The organism is Paenibacillus sp. NFR01 (genome assembly GCF_900111565.1).
Taxonomy (GTDB): domain Bacteria; phylum Bacillota; class Bacilli; order Paenibacillales; family Paenibacillaceae; genus Paenibacillus_AQ.
On the sequence record NZ_FOIK01000001.1, the window covers coordinates 25,016 to 47,707 of the forward strand.

19 protein-coding genes are annotated in these 22,692 nt (G+C 53.5%); 17 read left to right on the plus strand and 2 right to left on the minus strand.

What is annotated here, in order from left to right; translation table 11 throughout:
- The first annotated feature begins 63 nt into the window (after nucleotides 1–63).
- The 17 genes from thrS to BMW84_RS00265 all read left to right on the plus strand — a co-directional run bounded on the left by thrS (nucleotide 64) and on the right by BMW84_RS00265 (nucleotide 20,656).
- Complete coding sequence (gene thrS, locus BMW84_RS00185; protein ID WP_091063109.1) at nucleotides 64–1,998, plus strand: threonine--tRNA ligase; 1,935 nt, start codon at nucleotides 64–66, stop codon at nucleotides 1,996–1,998.
- 469 nt (nucleotides 1,999–2,467) lie between these two features.
- On the plus strand, nucleotides 2,468–2,992 hold the full coding sequence (locus tag BMW84_RS24975) for a 3D domain-containing protein (protein ID WP_254772925.1): 525 nt from the start codon (nucleotides 2,468–2,470) through the stop codon (nucleotides 2,990–2,992).
- A 107-nt stretch (nucleotides 2,993–3,099) separates the two neighbouring features.
- Nucleotides 3,100–3,237, plus strand: coding sequence for a hypothetical protein (locus BMW84_RS24615; RefSeq protein ID WP_175498622.1), 138 nt, complete (start codon nucleotides 3,100–3,102; stop codon nucleotides 3,235–3,237).
- Between the two features lie 218 nt (nucleotides 3,238–3,455).
- A complete protein-coding gene (gene liaF, locus BMW84_RS00195; protein WP_368086692.1) occupies nucleotides 3,456–4,574 on the plus strand; it encodes a cell wall-active antibiotics response protein LiaF in 1,119 nt (372 codons plus the stop codon).
- A 9-nt stretch (nucleotides 4,575–4,583) separates the two neighbouring features.
- On the plus strand, nucleotides 4,584–5,627 hold the full coding sequence (locus BMW84_RS00200; protein WP_091067837.1) for a sensor histidine kinase: 1,044 nt from the start codon (nucleotides 4,584–4,586) through the stop codon (nucleotides 5,625–5,627).
- Nucleotides 5,624–6,277, plus strand: coding sequence for a response regulator (locus tag BMW84_RS00205; RefSeq protein WP_091063115.1), 654 nt, complete (start codon nucleotides 5,624–5,626; stop codon nucleotides 6,275–6,277). Before BMW84_RS00200 ends, BMW84_RS00205 begins: the two co-directional genes overlap by 4 nt.
- 225 nt (nucleotides 6,278–6,502) lie before the next feature.
- Nucleotides 6,503–8,146, plus strand: coding sequence for a S1C family serine protease (locus tag BMW84_RS00210; RefSeq protein WP_091063118.1), 1,644 nt, complete (start codon nucleotides 6,503–6,505; stop codon nucleotides 8,144–8,146).
- A 126-nt stretch (nucleotides 8,147–8,272) separates the two neighbouring features.
- A complete protein-coding gene (locus BMW84_RS00215) occupies nucleotides 8,273–8,962 on the plus strand; it encodes a response regulator transcription factor (protein WP_091063121.1) in 690 nt (229 codons plus the stop codon).
- A gap of 1 nt (nucleotide 8,963) precedes the next feature.
- The gene (locus BMW84_RS00220) at nucleotides 8,964–10,406 is read left to right on the plus strand and encodes a sensor histidine kinase (RefSeq protein WP_091063123.1); all 1,443 of its coding nucleotides are present in this window, start codon (nucleotides 8,964–8,966) and stop codon (nucleotides 10,404–10,406) included.
- Between the two features lie 64 nt (nucleotides 10,407–10,470).
- Nucleotides 10,471–11,427 carry a 4-hydroxy-3-methylbut-2-enyl diphosphate reductase gene (locus tag BMW84_RS00225; protein WP_091067839.1) on the plus strand — a complete coding sequence of 319 codons (957 nt, stop codon included), beginning with the start codon at nucleotides 10,471–10,473 and terminating at the stop codon, nucleotides 11,425–11,427.
- A gap of 211 nt (nucleotides 11,428–11,638) precedes the next feature.
- Nucleotides 11,639–12,685: a 3-deoxy-7-phosphoheptulonate synthase gene (gene aroF / locus BMW84_RS00230; RefSeq protein WP_091063125.1), complete on the plus strand. Its 1,047-nt coding sequence runs from the start codon at nucleotides 11,639–11,641 to the stop codon at nucleotides 12,683–12,685.
- A 280-nt stretch (nucleotides 12,686–12,965) separates the two neighbouring features.
- Nucleotides 12,966–14,390, plus strand: a complete 1,425-nt coding sequence (gene glnA, locus BMW84_RS00240) for a type I glutamate--ammonia ligase (protein WP_091063129.1) — start codon at nucleotides 12,966–12,968, stop codon at nucleotides 14,388–14,390.
- Between the two features lie 341 nt (nucleotides 14,391–14,731).
- Nucleotides 14,732–17,467, plus strand: coding sequence for a GH36-type glycosyl hydrolase domain-containing protein (locus BMW84_RS00245; RefSeq protein ID WP_254772817.1), 2,736 nt, complete (start codon nucleotides 14,732–14,734; stop codon nucleotides 17,465–17,467).
- 107 nt (nucleotides 17,468–17,574) lie between these two features.
- The gene (locus BMW84_RS00250) at nucleotides 17,575–18,465 is read left to right on the plus strand and encodes a hypothetical protein (RefSeq protein WP_091063133.1); all 891 of its coding nucleotides are present in this window, start codon (nucleotides 17,575–17,577) and stop codon (nucleotides 18,463–18,465) included.
- Nucleotides 18,466–18,574: 109 nt separating this feature from the next.
- On the plus strand, nucleotides 18,575–19,663 hold the full coding sequence (gene serC, locus BMW84_RS00255) for a 3-phosphoserine/phosphohydroxythreonine transaminase (protein WP_091067842.1): 1,089 nt from the start codon (nucleotides 18,575–18,577) through the stop codon (nucleotides 19,661–19,663).
- A 149-nt stretch (nucleotides 19,664–19,812) separates the two neighbouring features.
- A complete protein-coding gene (gene trmL / locus BMW84_RS00260) occupies nucleotides 19,813–20,277 on the plus strand; it encodes a tRNA (uridine(34)/cytosine(34)/5-carboxymethylaminomethyluridine(34)-2'-O)-methyltransferase TrmL (RefSeq protein ID WP_091063136.1) in 465 nt (154 codons plus the stop codon).
- A 124-nt stretch (nucleotides 20,278–20,401) separates the two neighbouring features.
- Nucleotides 20,402–20,656 (plus strand): AbrB/MazE/SpoVT family DNA-binding domain-containing protein, encoded by a 255-nt coding sequence (locus tag BMW84_RS00265; RefSeq protein ID WP_091063138.1) that lies wholly within the window; start codon nucleotides 20,402–20,404, stop codon nucleotides 20,654–20,656.
- A gap of 361 nt (nucleotides 20,657–21,017) precedes the next feature.
- Here the strand turns inward: BMW84_RS00265 and BMW84_RS00270 are convergent, their stop codons facing one another.
- Both BMW84_RS00270 and BMW84_RS00275 read right to left on the minus strand, forming a co-directional pair.
- Entirely contained in the window at nucleotides 21,018–22,079 is a 1,062-nt protein-coding gene (locus BMW84_RS00270; RefSeq protein WP_091063139.1) for a phosphodiester glycosidase family protein, read from the minus strand.
- Nucleotides 22,076–22,480 (minus strand): hypothetical protein, encoded by a 405-nt coding sequence (locus BMW84_RS00275; protein WP_091063141.1) that lies wholly within the window; start codon nucleotides 22,478–22,480, stop codon nucleotides 22,076–22,078. Before BMW84_RS00275 ends, BMW84_RS00270 begins: the two co-directional genes overlap by 4 nt.
- Nucleotides 22,481–22,692 lie beyond the last annotated feature (212 nt).

Consider the following 22,692-nt stretch of genomic DNA (forward strand, 5'->3'; position numbering starts at 1 on the left):
CGGGTGTTTTTTGTTTTTTTACAAAGTTTCATTAGGGGATCTCACAATTTAGGAGGAATTCACATGGTAAGCATCAAACTGCCGGACGGCTCCGTCCGGGAATACGCGGAAGGCAGCAGCATCGACGATGTCGCCGCTTCGATCAGCAGCGGACTGCGCAAAAATGCGGCAGCCGGCAAACTGAACGGAATCGTCGTCGACCTGGCGACCCCGCTGGAGGAAGGCGCGCTGATTGAGATCGTGACGCTGGATTCGCCGGAAGGCCTTGAGGTAATGCGTCACAGCACGGCGCATTTGATGGCTCAGGCGACCAGACGCCTGTTTGGGCAAAAGGAAGTTAAGCTCGGCGTAGGACCGGTTATCGAAGACGGCTTCTATTATGACATGGATCTTGAAACTCCGCTGAATCCGGAAGATCTGCTCAAGATTGAAAAGGAAATGGAGCGTATCGTTTCCGAGAACCTGCCGATTGTCCGCAAGGAAGTAAGCCGCCAGGAAGCGCTCGATATTTTTGCCGAGCTGGGCGACCCGTACAAAAAGGAATTGATCGAAGCGCTGCCGGAAGACAGCATCATCACTATCTATGAGCAAGGCGAATTCTTCGATCTGTGCCGCGGACCGCATTTGCCTTCCACCGGCAAGATCAAAGTGTTCAAGCTGATGAACGTGGCCGGCGCTTACTGGCGCGGCGACAGCAAGAACAAGATGCTTCAGCGCGTGTACGGCACCGCTTGGGTGAAGAAGGCGCAGCTCGACGAGCATCTGCACCTCCTGGAAGAAGCGAAAAAACGCGACCACCGCAAGCTGGGCAAAGAGCTGGAGATTTTCACGTTCAATCAGCTGGTGGGCCAAGGCCTGCCGATCTGGCTGCCGAAAGGCGCCAAGCTGCGCAGCATTCTGGAGCGCTACATTGTTGACCTTGAAGCCAGCCTGGGCTACCAGCATGTATATACACCGGTGCTGGGCAACGTGGACCTGTACAAAACCTCCGGCCACTGGGAGCACTATCAGGAAGATATGTTCCCTAAGATGGTTATCGACACCGAAGAGTTCGTGCTTCGTCCGATGAACTGCCCGCATCACATGATGATCTATAAGAGCTCGATGCACAGCTACCGCGATCTGCCGATCCGCATCGCTGAGCTGGGCACCATGCACCGATACGAAATGTCCGGCGCATTGACCGGCCTGCACCGCGTGCGCTCGATGACGCTGAACGACTCACATATTTTCTGCCGTCTCGACCAAATCAAAAGTGAATTCAAACGCGTGCTGGATCTGATCAAACAGGTCTACAGCGATTTCGGTATCCACGATTACCGTTTCCGCTTGTCTTACCGCGATCCCCAGGACACCGAGAAATACTTCCAGAACGACGAAATGTGGGAAACCGCGCAACGGATGCTGCGTGAAGTAGCGGAAGAAGCTGGCCTGCCGTTCTTCGAAGCCGAAGGCGAAGCGGCCTTCTACGGACCGAAGCTGGACGTACAGATCCGCACCGCGCTGGGTAAGGAAGAAACCTTGTCCACCGTGCAAATCGACTTCTTGCTGCCGGAACGCTTTGAACTGGAATATGTCGGCGACGACGGCCAAAAACATCGTCCGGTCGTGCTGCACCGCGGCATCCTCGGCACGATGGAACGGTTTGTGGCGTTCCTGCTGGAGAACTTCGCCGGTTCGCTGCCGCTGTGGTTGTCTCCGCAGCAAGCGAAGATCATTCCGGTATCGTCGGCATTCGACGACTATGCCAAAGAAGTAGCCGAGAAGCTGCAGCGCAGCGGCATCCGTGCCGAAGTGGACCTGCGCAACGAGAAGCTGGGCTACAAGATCCGCGAAGCTCAGCTTGAGAAGCTTCCATATATGTTCATCGTCGGCGAGAACGAACAATCTGCCGGAACCGTTTCGATTCGCAAACGCGGGGAAGGCGATATCGGCGCCAAACCGCTGCAGGAAGTCATTGATACGCTCGCCGCTGAAGTGGCTGGACGCGTTATCTAAATGGTTATTAAGCCGGCCCTCGGGCCGGCTTTTTTTATCTACCAAACGAGGCTCCCGCAAATTTCTGTATCGACTCCAGGCCAAAGCCCACTTTTTGGGTTGTTTTATGTATAAAATACTGTAATACGGGCAACCTTCCCTAATAGGGGGAGGTTTATCAATGAACAAAATGGGCTTATGCCAGAGGTTATGGTGTCTGTTCATCACGGTCGTATTGCTGGTTACCGCCGCAGGTTTTTTTCCGGAAAAGCGGACTTCGTCAGCGCCGTTGATCGAAGCAGACATTACTGCACATCAGCCGAGCTTCAGCATAAAGCAAACGAGCACCCAGCCTTATATAAGCAGTACAGTGAAGGTTAGCACCGCACGGACGGCTTTGCCGGAAACGAAAGTATCGGCAACAAAAGTTCAAACTTCGCCGGCGCAAAACAAGTCAGCTGCTGTTCAAAAGAACAGCAAGGCGAGCGTTATAACGACTAAACCGGCCGCGGTTAAAAGCAATCAGCCGGTGTCTCAAAGTCCTGCCAAACCGCAGATATCCTTACCGGTTGCCGCTCCGGCGCCGGAGCAAATCGTCAGTTCGCTCAAAGTTACGGCGACAGGGTATACGGCAGGGGTAGAATCGACCGGTAAAACGGCGAAACATCCGCAGTATGGCATTACTTATTCGGGGGTCAAGGTACGACGGGACAAAAACGCCGTCTCGACGATTGCCGCGGATCCGAAGGTGCTGCCGCTCGGAAGTATTCTTTACATCCCGGGATACGGCTATGCGGTTGTTGCGGATACCGGTTCTGCCATCAAAGGCAAGAAAATCGACCTTTATTTTGCCACTACCAAGCAGGTGTATAAGGAATGGGGCAAAAAAACCGTCACCGTACATGTGATTAAGCGGGGAAGCGGCAAATGCACCGAAAGTATGCTGAAGCAGCTTGGGGCCGCCATCAAGACGTACAAAGGCGTTCCGCAGGATGTACTGGAAGAACTGATTTAGCGAAGCGCGGCGGAGCCGTATGACCTGAAGACTTTTTCGCTTGGCGATGCATAATCCCTTGCTCACCATCCCATAATACGGATTGTGATCAAAGGGAGGTGAAATCCATGGCTAAAAAGCAAAAAGTGGTAGAAAATTATAAAACACCAAACGAAAAATACAATGCTGAGTTTGCCGTAGAAAACGACGTCGCTTCAAAGCAAAGCACTTCGGTTGCCAAACCGGTGCAAAAACCGCAACAATAACCTAAAGCAAGTCATTGCCGCACAGGCAAAGAGACTGCTCCGTATGCCCGGATTCGGGCTGCGAAGCAGTCTTTTTTTCGTTATAATCTTAAATAAGTTCACCTGTTTTCCATCTGCCTCAGTCCCGGGACGGAGAAGCATTTCCTTCTCACGCCGCTGTACCGGGAAGCCGCTTTCTTGTAGACTAAGGCTATAAGAAACCTAAAGGGGATATGAAGATGAAAAGACGGTTTGCCGGTCAAGTGCTTGGCGGGCTGATCCTAATCGGCATCGGCGCCATGTTTTTGCTCAGACAGCTGGGTTACGCCCAGTTTGATATTGGCTATTTGGTTTCAACCTATTGGCCGGTCATCCTGATTCTGCTGGGCTTCAAACGGCTGATATCCACGGATGATCATTCCTCGCGGTTCGGCGCCGCGTTTTGGGGATTGCTCTTTATGGCCATCGGCGCTTATTTTCTGGGGCGCAATCTGGAACTGTTTTACTTGTCGGCCAGCGACTTCTTCCGGATGCTGTTCCCGGCGATGCTGATTCTAGGCGGGCTGTTCGTGATCTTCCGGCCGCGCCGCGTCGAGCCGCCAACGCCTCCGGTACCTCCTGTTCCGCCAACCTTTAAGCCGCAGGGACCGAACCCCCTCGATGTTCCGCCGCCGTCTCCGCTGGAGTCGACGCTGGATGAACAGTTTGAGCAAAAGTTCGGCAAGCCGGCAGACAAACGGAACTGGAACGAATATTTGTCCAAAAGCGACCCTGCCGATGATGAAGGGGAAGGCGGGGATTCCAAGCAGAAAAATTATTTCCAATCCGCGGCGGAAGCCCGTTGGCAGGAAAACCGCGAACGCCATGAGCGCAGACGGCAGGAACGCATGGAGCGCCATGCGGAACGTCATGCCGAGCGCCATGCCCGCCGTCACGGCGAATGGCATGAGGAATTTCAGACGAAAGGCGGACACCGGGAGACAGAGAACCGTTCCGCCTTCATCGGCGACGTGCATATGGGCCGCGAGCATTTTCAACTAAAGCCGACAAATATTTCGCAATTTATCGGCGACACCGTGCTTGATCTGACCAATGCGCAAATTCCGTACGGCGAAACGAAGGTAAACATCTCCGCTTTCGTCGGCGACATCAAGGTGTACATTCCGGACGATATGGATCTGGGTGTCACCGTGAACAGCAGTTCCTTCATTGGGGACATGCATGTGCTGGATCAATCGCGCAGCGGGTTTATGAGCAGCGTGCAATGCAGCACTCCTTACTATAAGGAAGCAGGCAAAAAAATCCGGATTAACGTTAGCGCGTTTATCGGGGATATCAAAGTTAAAACGGTGGGCTGACGCATGGGAATGGGGACGATCTTTAAAAATACGAAATGGCTGCTGCTGCTTTATTTTCTGCTGAGCGGCAGTGTCACTGCCGGCTTCGTTTATGTGGGGACCTGCCTTAATTTCATCCAAGTTGTGGACTACAGAATGTGGGTTTATCTCATTGTCAGCATTGTACTGTTTACCGTAGTGGTCGGGTACATGGCCGGTCAGCGTATCCAGCGGCGGATCGATCTTCTGGATCTGAACATGCTGCAGGTGGCCAAAGGCAATCTGTCCGTACGGATGCCCGAAAGCGACGATCAGTCGTTCACGCGGGTATATCACGAGTTCAACATGATGATGGACACGGTGGAAAATAAAATGCAACTCCTGCAGCGGCTCGGTGAACAGGAAGTCATCGAGAAGGAAAAGGCAGCGGAGAGCGCGGTTCTTGAAGAGCGGCGGCGAATGGCCCGGGATCTGCATGATACGGTGAGCCAACAGCTGTTCGCGATTCATATGTCCGCTTCTTCGCTGCCTAAAGTGCTGGAACGGAGCGAAGAGCACGGCAAACTGGTCATGGAGCAGCTGATTACGATGTCGCAAATGGCGCAGAAACAGATGCGGGCGCTGATCGCACAGCTGCGTCCGGTGGAGCTGGAAGGGCGGACGCTGCTGACTGCACTCGAAAAATGGTTCCCGGATTATTGCCGCCAGAATAATCTGAAAGGGATCAAGGAGCTTGAGCTTCAGGGTGAACTGTCTGAAGCAATTGAACATCAATTATTCCTGATTATCCAGGAATCCATGGCGAATATTGTGAAGCACGCCGGTGCGCGGCTCGTCAGCCTGTCGCTGCGCGAAGCGCCTAGACAAGTCGTGCTGAGCATCAGCGATGATGGCCAGGGCTTTGAGCATGTGCAGCATAAGCAAGGCTCTTACGGCCTTACGACGATGCGCGAACGGGCTGAGAAGCTGGGCGGACAAGTCGAGATCATCAGCCGGCCGGGTGCGGGCACAACGATTCGCGTACATATCCCTAAATTTGTGCAAGGAAATCAGGAGAAGGAGGAAGAGGCATGAGTGTCATCAGGGTATTGCTGGTCGACGACCATGATATGGTGCGGATGGGGCTGAAAACCTACCTGCTGCTTGATCCGGGTTTTGAGGTCATCGGCGAGGCGGCGAACGGGCAGGAAGCGTTGGAAATGCTGCGCAGCGGGGGCGCGGAAGGGCTGCCGGATTTAGTGCTGATGGATTTGATGATGCCGGTCATGAACGGCGTGGAGACCACCCGGGCGGTGCTGGCCGAATTCCCGGGTCTCAAAATCGTGATTCTGACAAGTTTCCTCGAGGATGATCTGGTCGTTGACGCGATCGAGGCGGGCGCAGTCAGCTATGTGCTCAAAACGGTATCCGCCGAGGAATTGATCTATGCGCTGCAAGGCGCCTTCCGCGGCATGCCGGTGATGACGGGCGATGTATCGCAGGCTTTGACGCGCGGCATCCGCCAGCGGACGGTTCAAGGCGATTCCTCCGGTCTCACCGAACGGGAGAAAGAAGTGCTGCTTCTCATCGCCGAAGGCAAAACCAACAAGGATATCGGCGAGGAGCTGCATATCAGCATCAAAACGGTCAAGACGCATGTCAGCAACCTGCTGATGAAGTGCGAATTGGAGGACCGCACGCAGTTGGCGATTTACGCGCACCGCAAAGGCTGGGCGCAGGCCTAATAACAATTAATACCGAAAGCCCGCTGGCGCTTGCTGCCGCGGGCTTTTTTTGCATATATAAAATTTATTAGTTCCGGGGTACGCTTTGTGGAGGTATTTCCCTTATCTTTTATCTACCATTAAATTGTTTTTAATGTGGACTTAAGGTTTAAAGTACAAAATAAGAACATCAAGAACAACAACAATTCCTTGCCGGAAGCGGCAAGGCACGGGAGGAAAGAAAACATGGACGACAGCAAAAACAATTACAATCGTGATCGGGAAACGGCGCCAGATCGGGAATGGGATAATAATAGAAGCAATAACGAAACAGAAGGCGCTGAACAGAACTCTTCTTACTACTACTCTTACGGGCCTTTTAAATCGATTAACAATGAAGAAAACGAAACCGACGGCGCACAGCACTACAGCCGCATGGAACCGGAACGGGTGGAAGTTACTCCGCCGAGCCCGGTAAAACCGCTCCCTTACAGCACATCGCTGCGCACCGTCGGTGACGGGGGAAGAGGAGGCAACGGTTCGGACGGCGGGAACGGCAATGGAGGAAACGGCGGCTGGCAGTACAATCACAAGCCGAAAAAGCCGGTAAAAGCCGTCGTTGCTTCATTCCTGGCCGGCATGCTGGTTCTCTCGGGTTCGATGTTTATGGCAGACCGCGGCAATTGGTTCACCGGCGATCCGGCAACCTCCGCTCCGGCTACAAGCTCTGCGGCAAAGACGGCGGCTGGCAGCGCCACCGCAGTACCTTCGACCTCGACAACATCCCTGGTAACCGGCTCCGGCAGCGTAGCCAATGTGGTTGACGGCGTTGGACCGGCGGTAGTCAAGATTGAGACGCTGGTAAAACAAAGCTCGCGCAGTTCTTCCAATCCGAACATGAGTGATCCGTTCTCGCAATTTTTCTTCGGGGATCAATTCGGCGGTAACTCCGGTTCTGATCAGAACTCGCAATCCGATCAAGGCTCCTCGTCGAGCTCACAGCTCGTTCCTTACGGAATCGGCACCGGGTTCGTCTATGATTCCAACGGCTATATTCTGACCAACGAACACGTTATCGAGAACGCCGATGTCATCCAGGTAACGATCGACGGAACAACCAAACCTTACGAAGCGAAGCTGCTTGGCTCCAGCAAAGATCTGGACCTGGCCGTCCTGAAGATTGAAGGCAGCAACTTCCCGACCGTAGCCTTGGGCGATTCCGACCAAATTAAAGTCGGCGATGAAGTCGTAGCCATCGGTAACCCGCAAGGCTTCGACCACACCGTTACGGCCGGCGTGCTGAGCGCCAAAGGCCGTAGCATCGACATCAATGAAGAAGACGGCAGCGGCACGCGCAACTACAAAAACCTGCTGCAAACGGATGCTTCGATCAACCCGGGGAACTCCGGCGGACCGCTGCTCAACCTGAACGGCCAAGTCATCGGCATGAACGTTGCCGTCAGCACGGACTCCCAAGGCATCGGCTTCGCGATCGCGGTCAACACGATCAAAGAAGTCGTAGACAAGCTGGAGGCCAATCAACAGATTCCTAAAGAACCGGTACCGTTCATTGGCGCATCGCTCATGACCATTACCGATGAAGTGGCGAAACAAATGGGCACGGACATTAAAGAGGGCTCTGTTGTAGCTGAAATCGTCTTTAAATCCCCGGCTTACAATGCGGATCTTCGCCCTTACGATATTATTACCGGCGCCAACGGCACGAAATACGCGACCAACCAGGATCTGATTACCTATATCCAATCGCTGAAGGTTGGCGACAAAGTGACGCTGAACGTGGTACGCGACGGCAAAAAAATGGATCTCGTCGTAACGATCGGCAACAAAAATGACTTCGATACTTCGAGTACCCAATCGCAGCAACGGTAATCCTAGTCAAGCGCGGGACTCAAGAGCGGAAGGGGCTGCCCTTCCGCTCTTTCTATACCGGAAGTAAGCGATTCCGCAGATTCATGCTACAATAAGAGAAACGAACGAGATAATGGGGGAAGCTGAATGAGGCCAACGATTTTAATCATTGATGACGACGAAAAAATCACTTCGATGCTCCGCCGGGGCCTGGCTTTTGAGGGCTACGACGTGAAAACGGCAGCCAACGGCGCGGAAGGTCTGCGCACCTTTGCCGCCAACGAAGCGGATGTCGTGATTCTGGACGTAATGATGCCGCAGGTGGACGGCTTTGAGGTATGCCGCCGGCTGCGCGAAGGCGGAAGCAACGTGCCGGTGTTGATGCTGACGGCTAAAGATGAAATCGAACACCGCGTAAAAGGGCTTGACCTCGGCGCGGACGATTATCTGGTCAAGCCGTTTGCGCTCGAGGAGCTGCTTGCCCGGGTGCGGGCGCTGCTGCGGCGCAAAAGCGACCACGGCAACGGCGCGGAGGCCGCCGTTACCTTCGAGGATCTTACGCTAGACGTCGATTCTCGCGAGGTGACCCGAAGCGGCAAAAGGCTGGAGCTGACGGCGAAAGAATTCGAACTTTTGCATCTGTTTATGCAGAATCCGAAGCGCGTGCTTTCCCGCGATCTCATCATGGATAAAATTTGGGGCTACGATTACAGCGGAGAATCCAACGTGCTTGAAGTCTATATCGCGATGCTGCGGCAAAAAACCGAAGAGCATGGCGGTAAACGGCTGATTCAGACGATCCGGGGCGCCGGATACATTTTACGGGGTGACAATTAACATGTCGATCAAATTGCGGCTGACAGCGTGGTTCTCAGGAATATTGGCCGTTATGCTGCTGGCCTTATCAGCCGCGATTTACGGTTTCGTCTATTACAGCACTTACGATGATATCAAGGACAAGCTTAAATACCAGACCGGCATGGTCAAGTTCAGTTCGGATTGGAACTATGACCTGAAGCTGACGGTTGCCGGGCCCGAAGGTCAAAACTTGTTTGCGCAGGCCTATATCTACGAAGCCAAAAGGCTGATCGCCAGCGACAGCCTGAAGAGTACAGGCCTCCAGTTCGGCGTCCCTGAAAAATCAGCGTTGGGAACCCATCCGGTCTTCATTCAAACGACCGTCGCAGGCAACCCGTTTCTGATCTATCAGACGGCAATCAGCATTTCGACCACATCCGGCGATTTGTCGGGTGTACTTCAGGTGGCCACATATACGGGAGAGCAGGTTAAGCTGCTGGACCGGTTGAAAAATATTCTGCTCGTCGGATCTTTTGCAACGCTCATTGCGGCCTTTACGCTCGGACTGTTCCTGGCCCGCAAATCGATGAGCCCGATCGGTAAAGTCATCGAGGCGGCCAACGGAATCCAGACCGGCAATGACCTCAGCTCCCGGATTGAATATGACGGTCCTTCCGACGAGATCGGCCGGTTGATCCAGACGGTCAACAGCATGCTTGGACGGATGGAAGGTTTTTACCGGGAATTGGAAGACTCTTACGCGACCCAGCGGCGCTTTGTATCCGATGCTTCGCATGAGCTGCGGACGCCGCTGACGACGATCCGCGGGAATATCGAGCTGCTCCAGAAGGTATGGGAGCTTGGACCGGGCGACGGCAAAATGAGCGAAGCCGAAATCCGCCAGCTGTCGATTGAATCGGTGCAGGATATTGCGGATGAATCGAGACGGATGAGCCGGCTGATCGGCGACATGCTGTCGCTGGCCCGCGCCGATACCGGCCGGACCTTTGACAAGGAGCCGGTGGCGCTGGAGCCGATGATGACCGAGGTGGCCCGGCGGGCAGCGCTGCTGCCGCGGCAGGCGGAATGGATTGTCGGCGATCTGACCAACCTGAACGGCAAGTACATCGTCGGCAACAAAGACTACTTGCAGCAGATGATGTTTATTTTTATTGATAATGCATTCAAATACACGCCGTCGGGCGAAGTTACGCTTAGCGCGGTATTTTACCAGGATCAAGTAGGTTTGCGCATCAGCGATACGGGAATCGGGATGGATAAAGACGAGGTGCCGCATATTTTCGACCGGTTTTACCGGGCCGACGAATCGCGGGGCATGACCGAGGGCATCGGTCTCGGATTATCCATTGCCAAATGGATTATCGATGAACATAAGGGTTCTGTGGAGGTTGTCACCCGGCAAGGGGAAGGCACGACGTTCATCATCTGGCTCCCGCTTCTCTTTGCTCCTCCGCTGGAATAGGGTATAATGTGAAACGAGTCCCAATCCAGCCGTCATTGACAGCAGAAAGCCGGTGAACACCGAAATGGAAGTAATAAAGATTTCTCCCCGGGGCTATTGCTACGGCGTTGTCGACGCCATGGTGATGGCAAGACAGGCTGCGCTTAATCTCGACCTGCCCCGGCCGATTTATATACTTGGCATGATTGTGCATAACAGCCATGTCACCAACTCTTTTGAGGACGATGGTATTATAACGCTGGACGGCGCTAACCGTCTGGAGATCCTTGAGAAGGTTGACAAGGGAACCGTCATCTTCACCGCGCACGGTGTGTCGCCCGAAGTGCGCAGACTGGCGCGCGAGAAAGGGCTGACGACAGTGGATGCCACCTGCCCTGACGTCACGAAGACCCATGATCTTATCCGTGAGAAAGCGGCCGAAGGCTTTGATATTATTTATATCGGCAAAAAAGGGCATCCCGAGCCGGAAGGCGCAGTGGGCATCGCTCCCGAACATGTCCATCTGATTGAAAAAGAAGAAGAGATTGCCGGCCTCACGATCGACTCGTCCCGTATCGTCATCACCAACCAGACGACAATGAGCCAGTGGGATATCAAGCACATTATGAAAAAGCTGCTGGAGAAATTCCCCGGCGCGGAAGTGCATAATGAAATTTGCATGGCCACGCAGGTGCGGCAGGAAGCGGTAGCGGAGCAGGCCGGACAGTGCGATCTCGTCATCGTCGTCGGCGATCCGCGCAGCAATAACTCCAACCGTCTGGCTCAGGTATCCGAGGATATCGCCGGTACGCCGGCTCACCGGATCGCCGACATCAGCGAGCTGCAGCTGGAATGGCTAAAGGGCGTCCAGAAGGTCGGCGTTACCTCCGGCGCTTCGACGCCGACGCCGATTACCAAAGAAGTGATCCAATATCTGGAGCAGTACGACCCTGCCGCTCCGGAGACATGGGAGATCAAACGGACGGTGAATATGGCGAAGCTGCTGCCGCCGGTGAAGAACAAGAGTGCAAGCACAACATAATCCATAAGACCAAAAGAACTTATAACGTATCAGGCGCCTCCGCATATAGCGGAGGCGCTTTTTTGATTGACGGAGCATGGAATATGATGTAGAATTACTTTAGTGCTTAAAAGCGTACACGCGTCTAAGTGAAAAACAAACGTATCGTTTATGATCGAAAACCAAGGCATAGCATACATTTATTTTTATATGCGAGAAGGGGAGCTTAATTATGATCGTTATTACATCCAACCAAACACCGCAGGAGCAGGTCAGCGATATTATTGCCGCCATTGAACGGGAAGGCCTTCAGGCCCATGTATCGCGCGGAACCGACCATACAGTGATCGGGCTGATCGGCGGGGTTACGCCGAAGCTTGCCGAACATTTGCGGCAGATGAAAGGCGTCGAGAACGTTGTGAAAATCTCCAAGTCCTATAAGCTGGCCAGCCGCGACTTTCATCCGGAAGACACGATTATCGACATCCGCGGCGTAAAGATCGGCGGCGAAAATTTGGTGATTATGGGCGGACCTTGCGCCGTGGAGACACCGGAGCAGATCGATGAAATCGCCCGCCTGGTGAAAGCCTCCGGCGGCCAGGTGCTGCGCGGCGGCGCCTTCAAGCCCCGCACCGGTCCGTACAGCTTCCAGGGCGTCGGCGTGGAAGGCCTCAAGATGATGGCCGAAGCTGGCCAGCGCCATGGCCTCTTGACCATCACCGAAGTCATGACGCCGGAATACGTCGACATTTGCGCCGAATACGCCGATATTCTTCAGGTCGGCACGCGGAACATGCAGAATTTCGATCTGCTGCGCAAGCTTGGAACCTGCGGCCGTCCGGTGCTGCTGAAGCGCGGCTTCAGCGCGACGTACGATGAATTCCTCAATGCCGCAGAATACATCCTGGCCGGCGGCAACCGCGATGTCATGTTGTGCGAGCGCGGAATCCGTACATTCGAAACGTACACACGGAATACGCTCGACCTGTCAGCGATCCCTGTTCTGCAAAATTTGAGCCATCTTCCGGTCATCTCCGACCCGAGCCATGGCACGGGCCGCCGCGAGCTGGTAGCCCCAATGTCCAAAGCATCTGTAGCCGCCGGAGCGAACGGCCTGATCATCGAAATGCATACCGATCCGGACAATTCCATGACTGGCGACGGCGTACAATCGCTGTTCCCGGAGCAATTCGATGTTCTGCTGCGTGAGCTGGAACAGATTGCACCGCTTGTTGGACGTAAATTCTCCGAATCCCTTTCGCCGGTTACGGCTGGTTGATCAGCCGGGTTAGGGTAAAACCCGCGGTCTTCTTCCCTGTTTTTGGAACAGGGCAAGAAGGCCTTTTCGGCATATAAAACAGGCAGTTTCCAGTCTTTGGACAGGCTATTTTCAAATTTCACCAAAGCGTCAGAAAAACTTACATTGTCTCAAGAAATACCTGACATAAGCATTGACGATGTTAGGTATGGGATTTATAATGACGACAGCAAAAAAATTAAAAACAGAACATTTGATACTGAGAGCGGCCTAATGTTCGGAATTTTGGGGAGGAAAAATCATGTCGGTTGAAAAAGTGTTGCAAACGATCAAAGAAAACAATATCGAATGGGTGGATTTCCGCTTTGTTGATCTGGGGGGACATGCTCACCACATCACGCTGCCGGCTTCCGCGGTTGAAGAAGAAACATTTGTTAACGGCGTAGCATTCGACGGATCTTCCATTAAGGGCTTCCGTGGTATTGAAGAATCGGACATGGTAATGATGCCAGATCCAAGCAGTACTTACATCGATCCTTTTACTGCTCATCCGACGTTGAACGTTATGTGCGACATCTTCACACCGGACGGCGAACGGTATGAACGCGACCCGCGCGGCATCGCAGTGAAAGCCGAAGAATTCCTGCAATCCAGCGGTGTAGGCACAGCGGCATTCTTCGCGCCTGAGTCCGAGTTCTTTATCTTCGACGACGTGCGCTTTGAAAGCACCATGAACAGCTCCTCTTATTTCGTTGATTCCGAAGAAGCTTCCTGGAACACGAACCGTAAAGAAGAAGGCGGCAATCTTGGATTCAAGATTCCGGTAAAGGGCGGTTACGTTCCGGTAGCTCCAGTCGATTCCCAACAAGATATCCGCAGCGAAATGTGCCGTCTGCTCGGCGAAGCCGGGCTTGAAATCGAACGTCATCACCACGAAGTGGCGACGGCCGGCCAAGCGGAAATCAACTTCCGTTTTGACACGCTGAAGAAAACAGCCGACAACCTCCTGACTTATAAATACATCGTTCATAACACTGCCCGCCAATACGGCAAAGTGGCAACATTCATGCCTAAACCGCTCTTCGGCGACAACGGCAGCGGCATGCACGTTCACCAATCGATCTTCAATGGCGACGCTCCTCTGTTCTACGAAAAAGGCGCATATGCCAACCTGAGCGAAATGGCTTTGCACTACATCGGCGGTATCCTGTACCATGCTCCGGCGCTGATCGCTTTGACGAACCCGAGCACCAACTCGTTCAAACGTCTGGTTCCTGGTTACGAAGCACCGGTTAACCTGGTATTCTCCAAAGGCAACCGTTCCGCTGCGATCCGTATCCCGGTAGCTGCTGTGACACCTAAGGGCTGTCGTATCGAGTTCCGTACACCGGACTCCACCGCTAACCCTTACCTGGCCTTCTCCGCTATGCTGATGGCCGGCCTGGACGGCATCAAGAAGAAAATCAACCCGATCGAACTGGGCTACGGTCCACTCGACAAGAACATTTACGAACTGTCCGACGAAGACAAGAGCAAAATCCGCAGCGTTCCGGGCAGCCTGAACGAAGCGCTTGACGCTCTGGAATCCGATTATGAGTTCCTGACTGAAGGCGGCGTGTTCACTAAGGACTTCATCGATAACTACATCGAGCTGAAACGCGGCGAAGCTCAAGCGGTTGCGATTCGTGTTCATCCGCACGAATACTCCCTGTACTTCGATTGCTAAGATTCGATCGACAAGCAGATAAAAGCCTCCGGGGTTCCGGAGGCTTTTCTATTGTATTTTTACGAAACTGTTTCGTAATTTTGGGGCCAATATTTACATATTGTAGGATGTTGTTTGAATAGAGGCAGACCAACCGTAATCCTATAGATGCAAATTTATATAAATAACGCTGATAATCTAGAGTAAACGGCCTATGTTTCGCTTGGTTTTTCGGTTTTAGCATCCATAATAAAACGCTTTACATCCATAGCCAACGATGCAATAATTGAACTGACCGAAACCGGTTTCTGAATGAGAGCAGAACAGGTTTATACTTAATGTACGTAGAGGGGATGAATCGCTTGAGTCAATCGAAAACGGGCTGGGAGTTTACAGGAAAGAACGGAGACTTCCGGCTCCGGGAAGCCGGACGAAGCAGTTATTTATATTTTCCGCTTGTCAATGAAGGGGGAATGATGTCCACTGTTTCGCCCAATCTTCATGGACAAGTTACTTCGGGCCATAACAGCTTCCTGACACCGCCACTGTCGGTGGAGGATCTGCACAATTCCCGGGCATCACGGAATTTTTGGGTGTATGCCGAAGGCAAAGGCGCATGGTCTGCAGCGGGTAACTCCGCCAGACAAAACGCGCTCGCTTATGAAGATTCAGCGGAAGAGACCCAGCTTGAGGCAGGGCTGCTGTGGCATAAAGTCGCGCGTGAAAGTAAGGAGTTGGGCTTGCGCTCGGAGATTACCAGCTTTGTGCCTAGCGGCAACGATAAGGTTGAGCTGATGAAAGTCGTGCTGACCAATGTCGGCAGCGAGACGCTGACGGTTACTCCAACGGCAGCGGTGCCGCTGTATGCCCGCTCCGCGGACGATCTGCGGGACCACCGGCATGTAACTTCGCTTCTGAACCGTACCTATACTTCAGCCTTCGGTGTCGAAGTGCAGCCCGCATTGTCTTTTGACGAACGCGGCCACCGCATAAACCACACGTCCTACGGCGTGTTCGGAGCAGAAGCGGACGGTACAGCACCGGTCGGATTTTTCCCGGTACAAGAGGAGTTTATCGGCGAAGGCGGAAGCCTGGATTGGCCGGAAGCCGTTGTGCGCAATGTACAGCCGCCGATTTGCGAAGGCGGAGGCGTGGACGTCGAAGGCTACGAGGCGCTGGGCGGACTGAGATTTGCGGCTGCCAAGCTGAAGCCGGGTCAAAGCTGGGCTTATATCCTTATCCTGGCCATCGATAAAGAACGGATTGATGTCGCGGCGCTAATGGACAAATACGGCAACGAAGCCAGCTTTGACGAGCTGCTGGAAGAAACCCGCTCCTTCTGGGCGGATAAAGTGAATACGGTGCAGTTTGAGTCCGGCGAACCGGCTGTCGATGCATGGATGAAATGGGTGACGCTGCAGCCGGTACTGCGCAGACTTTACGGCAACTCATTCCTGCCGTACCATGACTATGGACGCGGCGGCCGGGGCTGGCGGGACCTGTGGCAGGACTGCCTGGCGTTGCTGATCATGGAGCCGGCCGATGTGCGCAGCCTGCTGCTGAACAACTATGCCGGCGTCCGCATCGATGGCAGCAACGCCACGATCATCGGCCAGCAACCGGGCGAGTTTATCGCCGACCGCAACAATATTCCGCGGGTTTGGATGGATCACGGGGCTTGGCCGTTCCTGACGACATGGCTGTACCTGAATCAAAGCGGAGATCTGGATTTCCTGCTGCAGGAACAAACCTATTTCCGTGATTCCTTTATGAATCACTGCAAGGTTCGCGATACGTCCTGGGAGCCGGCAGCAGGCAGTCAATTGCGCAGCGAAGACGGCGAAGTATATATGGGCACGATTCTGGAGCATATCTTGCTGCAAAACCTCGTTCCGTTCTTCAATGTCGGCGAACATAACAACATTCTGCTCGAAGGCGCGGACTGGAACGACGGCCTGGATATGGCGGCACAGCGCGGAGAAAGCGTCACCTTCACGGCCTTCTACGCCAGCAACCTGCTGGAGCTGTCCGGCTTGCTGCGCACATTGAAGGAACGCAAAGGCTTGCAGCAGCTGGAGCTGGCCGAAGAAATGACGCTTCTCCTGGATCGGCTGGGCGAGGCAGTGGATTACAGCTCGGTTGCCGCGAAGCAGGAACAGCTGAACCGGTTTTATGCCGCTGCGCCTAACCAAGTGAGCGGCCGCCGCGCAGCGCTTGATCTGGAGCAGGTCGCAGCCGACCTGGCGGAGAAGGCGGAATGGATTTTTGCCCACCTGCGCCAAAATGAATGGGTGAGCAGCAGCCAGGGTGACGGCTGGTTCAACGGTTACTACAATAACGATTCCGAACGGGTCGAAGGAGAGTTCGAACAAGGCGTACGCATGACCTTGACGGGTCAGGTATTCCCGCTTCTTGGCTACGCGGCTACGGAAGAACAAATTCCGCAAATCATCTCCGCGGTGGAACGCAATCTGCTGGATGTGAAAATCGGCTACCGCCTCAACTCCAACTTTGGCGGCATTCAACAAAACCTGGGCCGTGCGTTCGGCTTTGCTTTCGGGCATAAGGAAAACGGGGCCATGTTCAGCCATATGACCGTGATGTACGGCAACGCGCTGTATAAACGCGGTTATGTCCGCGAAGGACGCAAGGTGCTGGACTCCCTGTATCAGCTGAGTGCCGATTTTGAACGGAGCCGGATGTATCCGGGCATTCCGGAGTACATCAACGAGCGCGGACGGGGCATGTATACTTATCTGACCGGTTCGGCCAGTTGGATGCTGCTGACGATGGTGACGGAAGTGTTTGGCGTTAAAGGCAAGCTGGGCGACCTCTTGCTGCAGCCTAAACTGGTTAATGAACAATTTGATGATAACCATCAGGCTGCCATTACGACTCTTTTTGCAGACCGCCGTCTGAAAGTCGTCTATACGGCCACAGGAGGCGCCGAGTTCGGAGAGTATGAAATAGACTCCGCCCTGCTGAATGGCGCTGTGGTGACGCTTCAGCGCGTCTCAGAGGGTGTGCTGATTCCGCGCGAGGTAATTGCCGCACTGGCTGAAGGCGAAACGCATCTGCTGGAAGTTAAACTGGTATAATAGTAAAAGATCATTCGGGCGTCCGCTGCCGATCCGGCAGCGGACGCTCTTTATAAATTGTCGGGGCATTATCATCTGTGCAAGAATGGCCAGAGAGGAAGATGAAAATGGCGCATCAACTATCCAATGGGATTTTAACGGTAGAGCTTGCTGATGTTGGCAGCTACAGCGGTACCCGTTTTGACTGGACAGGATTCATTACCCAAGTGACGCTGGCGGCGGGAACGGCGAAACATACGTTTTGCGTGCCGGAGAGCCTGCAGCCAGGCCAGGGCACCGGCGGGATCGGACTCTGCGGCGAATATGGCATTTCCCGGGCAATCGGCTATGAAGAAGCCGAGGTCGGGGAATGGTTCCCGAAGCTTGGCGTAGGCTTGCTGCAAAAGCAAAACGCCGAGCCGTATCTTTTTCATCATGAATTTCCGCTAATCCCGTTTGAAAAACACGTGCAGGCCGCAGAAGGACGGATTACCTATACGGTAGAGCCGCTGGATTGCCGCGGGTACAGCATGCGATTGAACAAAACCGTCTCGCTGCATGGCGATATCCTGGAGATTGCCTATGAACTGGAGAATACGGGGACAAAGCCGATCGACACGGAGGAGTACATCCATAACTTTGTAGGGATTAATGGCGCTAAGGTGGGGGCGGGGTATGAGCTGAGCTGGTCCGGAACGCCCCGGGTGGATGAACCCGAATCGGAGTATACTGTCGGACTGCTCGATATCTCCGGAGGCATTGTGCGCTGGAACCGGGAACCGGATCGTCCGTTCTACGGTAAACCTGCGGGCTGGGAGCAGGCAGAAGCAGAGTGGTACTGGGAGCTGCGGCATTTGCCGAGCGGTGCCGGTGTCAGGGAAAGCGGAGACTTCAGGGCTGCCCGGATCGCGCTTTGGGGAGAACGACATGTAATTTCGCCGGAAGTATTTGTGAACATCAATGTTTTACCGCGTCACAGCAAGCATTGGCGCCGTTTTTACCGTTTTTTTGCCCTTTAGCGAGGTTTGAGCTTACGTTTTATGTGAATAATTATACTTGCTGGGGTGGAACATTGCTGCTATCATAACCATATTCCATATTCGTAGGAGAGAAAGGGTGGGGGAAGTTTTGAGCAAGAGAGCATACAACTTTAACGCCGGACCGGCGGCGCTGCCGTTGACCGTGTTGGAACGCGCGCAAGCGGAATTCGTTGATTTTCGGGAAAGCGGAATGTCGATCATGGAAATGTCGCACCGCGGGGCAATATACGAATCCGTGCATAATGAAGCACAGGAGCGCCTGCTTTCGCTTCTTGGCAATCCGCAAGGATATAAAGTGCTGTTCATTCAGGGCGGAGCCAGCACCCAATTTGCCATGGTGCCGATGAACCTGATCTCCGAGGGGCAAGTGGGAAGTTATGTCATGACGGGCAGCTGGGCGGACAAGGCATTCAAGGAAGCCAAGCTGACGGGAGGCGCGCATGTCGCGGCAACGTCGGAGGATAAGAAGTTCCTGGCGATTCCGGAGCTTTCCAGCATCAAGGCTGCCGACAATGCCGCATATCTGCATGTGACATCCAACGAGACGATCGAAGGTACGCAGTATGCCGCGTATCCGGATGCGGGCAGCATTCCGCTCGTGGCAGACATGTCCAGCGATATTCTTAGCCGTACCTTCGACGTCAACCAGTTCGGCTTGATCTATGCCGGCGCGCAGAAGAATTTGGGGCCTTCCGGCGTAACGGTGGTCATCGCCAAGGAAGAGCTGATCGCCGAATCTCCGGCGACGATTCCGACGATACTGCGGTACAGCACCCATTACAAGAACAACTCGCTCTACAACACACCTCCATCTTATTCGGTATATATGGTTAACGAAGTGCTGCGCTGGATCGAAGAGCAAGGCGGTCTGGCCGGCGTTGAGCAGAAAAACCGCGATAAAGCGGGTCTCCTCTACGATACCATTGACGGCAGCGGCGGTTTCTTCCGCGGCGTGGCCGAGCAGGGCAGCCGTTCCATCATGAACGTCACGTTCCGCATGGAATCGGAGGAACTGGAGAAACAGTTCATCAAAGCTTCCGAGAAGGAAGGTTTTATCGGCTTAAAGGGACACCGCAGCGTAGGCGGGCTTCGCGCCTCCATTTACAACGCAGTCCCTTATGAAAGTGTAAAGGCGCTGGCCGATTTCATGAATCACTTCCGTCAAACGCAAGGCTAATGAACGGGATGAACCGACCTTCCGCCGTCAGGCGGAAGGTTTTTTCTTGGACGAAAGCGAATGTATAGTTGTTCGAGGGCCTGTAATGAATCTGGGCAGGCTTCGAAATCCTGCATGAACAAGACAACAAGAAGGGAAGCGTAATAACTATGGCATTGCATATTGTACTTGTGGAACCGGAAATTCCGGCCAATACCGGCAACATCTCCCGCACCTGCGCGGCGACGGGCATTCATCTTCATTTGGTTCGCCCTCTCGGCTTCCGGACGGATGACGCGACGCTCAAACGGGCGGGATTGGATTACTGGCACGCCGTTCATATCGAATATCACGACTCTTTTGCCGAAGTGAAGGAAAAATACAGCGACGGGCGCTTCTTCTACGCGACAACCAAAGCACAGAAGCGTTACACCGATTTTTCATTCCGGGACGGGGACTTCTTTGTCTTTGGCAAGGAAACGAAAGGCCTGCCTCCGGAAATTCTGGAAGCCGGCAAAGAAACCTGCATGCGTATGCCGATGACCGGGGATGTCCGTTCGCTCAACCTGTCCAACTCCGCGGCAATTATCGTTTATGAAGCGCTGCGCCAGCTGGATTTCCCTGGGCTGACATAAAAAATTATGAATTTTTATAATTTCAGCAGGATTCGACAATTTCATAACGAAATTAAAAAATAGTGCTGAATTATGAAGAATTTTGTTATTCATTATTAGTTGAACAGGAGAGTGTGCATTTATCATGAAACCAGCCGGCGTAGTTCGGAAAGTTGATCAGCTGGGCAGAATCGTTCTTCCCAAATCCCTGCGTAAAAGATACCAAATGAATGAAGGAGACCCGGTGGAAATTTTGGTGCAGGGCGATCATATCATTCTGGAGCGCTATCGTCCCAAATGCGTGTTCTGCGGTTCAATGGAAGAAGTCAGCGAATACAAGGACCGTTATATTTGCGGCGCATGCCTTGGCGAAATGACCCAACTGTCCAAACATGCCTAAGGATGCTCGATCGCTAAAGGAAGCGGTTTTTTAGTCCTCAAAATCTGTACATATCATTAGAAACATTACCTGTGTTCCTAAAAAAGAGAGCGCCGCGGTCAGCGGCGCTCTCTTTGCGTAAATGCGTCAGGACAAATTACAATCCTTTGGTTTTATCTTCGTTGTAGGCAGCGGTAAGAATACCGGTCAGAAACATCAGAAAGACCAGAATAACAATCCAAAAGGTCAAGGAAAACGTCATGCCGGACACCTCCAGAGGCGGACTGTATGCGCTATCCTGATTATACCCTGAGCCGCCGAAAAAGGAAACGAAAATGCGATAAAGTTAATTGACAAATCCTAAAGCACGCTTAATGTGTCTCTACTTGAAAAATAAAAAGCTGGTTGGCACCTTCCGCAGATTGCCGTCCGATGGATGATTGATCACTTTCCCTTTAAAGATCAGGGAAGAAGAACCGCCGCCGTCCAGATTGTAGGCATCGATAACGCCCATGTTATACAGCTTGTTCTGCAGTTCTTCCAGCGTTGCCCCGGAAGTCCCACTCTCGTTGTAGCCGTCGGCCACGAGTACGAGCAGCTGGTCGTCCTTGTAACGCCCGATAACGGTACGCGGCGCGCGGCGCGGCGACAGCTTCCATTTGTCGGGAATAACCGTCTTTACCCGGTTCTGGAGCAGCACCGGAACAAACGTCGCCCCGAAAACAGGGTTCTGCGCCTCAAGCTGGGACTGGCTGAAGAAACGGCCGCCGACCAGTTGGCCCGAGGCGTTCATCCCGACGAAGCTGAGATCCTTGAAGCTGGGATCAAACCCGTTGACATATTGGCCGTCCACCATGGTGGTGGATAACGGATAACGTTTGCCGCCCTTGTCGGCAAAACCGCCGGCATTGATGCCGGCCGATGCGCCGTAACGGTTCGCGGCGTGAAGCGTGGTTTCGGCGCCGCTGCCGCCGGCCAGGCTCATTTTCATGGCGGAGGCGTCTTTGAGTTTGACTTTTAGGGCATAAGCTTTATAATTTCCGGGGTTGAGCCGGTAAAGTTCAATGGTAATCCGGTCGCTGCTGAGGACATCGGCAGGAATGCCGAGCTTGGCAGTAATCCGGCGGTTGTAGATTTTCTCCGGCCGGCCGGCTTGGACTTTGGCGTTTGAGACCAGCGCATTCATCGTATTGGTCGTTTGCTGGTACAGCTTGGCGCTTTTGCCGACGGCGGCAATGGTCGAGGACGCGGCGGCCTGGGCATGCTTCAGATCGTCCTGCAGCGCCGAAGTTTCCTGCACCGGTCCCTCGCTGGCCAGATAAGGCGCTACATTCAGCTTCAGCTCCAGCGGCGGATGATACCGCCACAAACACAGCAGCAGTCCGAGAAATGGAGCGGTTAACATCATAAAAAAACGGTTTACCCGTTTGACCGGCGTCATCATTTCAAAACATCCATTTCTTTCTTCAGGGCGTCAAGCTGCTTACGGACTTCGCTGAGCTGGGTATACAGCTTGTTGCTGTTGTCCGTTTTGTTGCTGGCATTGTCCTTCGTAAAGGTCAACAGCTCGTTGAAGCTCTGAACGGTGCTTTGCAGCTGGTCTACCTGCTCGGTCAACGCTGCAATCTTCGTCTCGTAATCGGTTTTCAGCACGGAAAGCTGTTGCTGGTTTTGAGCGCCAAGCTCGCTCAGCACCTGGTCTTTCAGATGGTTGGTGTAGCTGTACACGGCATACACGCCGAGCCCGATCATCAAAATCCAGAACAGCAGGAACCATTTGACGGAAGAGCCGCTTCTCGCCGCCGCACGGCGGGAGTGTGCCGGAGATTCCGCTAGGGGTTGCATGACATCACCTCAAAGCTTTTTTTTGAAGAATAATACATAAGTTGACAGGGTCCCGGAAAGCCCGAATAGGCTTCAAAGCGGAGCTCCGCTTTATGGGGATTTAGTCAAGTCCCCATTCTATCAAACTTTGACAAGATTCGCAAAAGGACAATGGCCTGAAAACACTGAAAAAGTAATTGCCACCAAGGAATCGACTGCGATACAATTTCTAG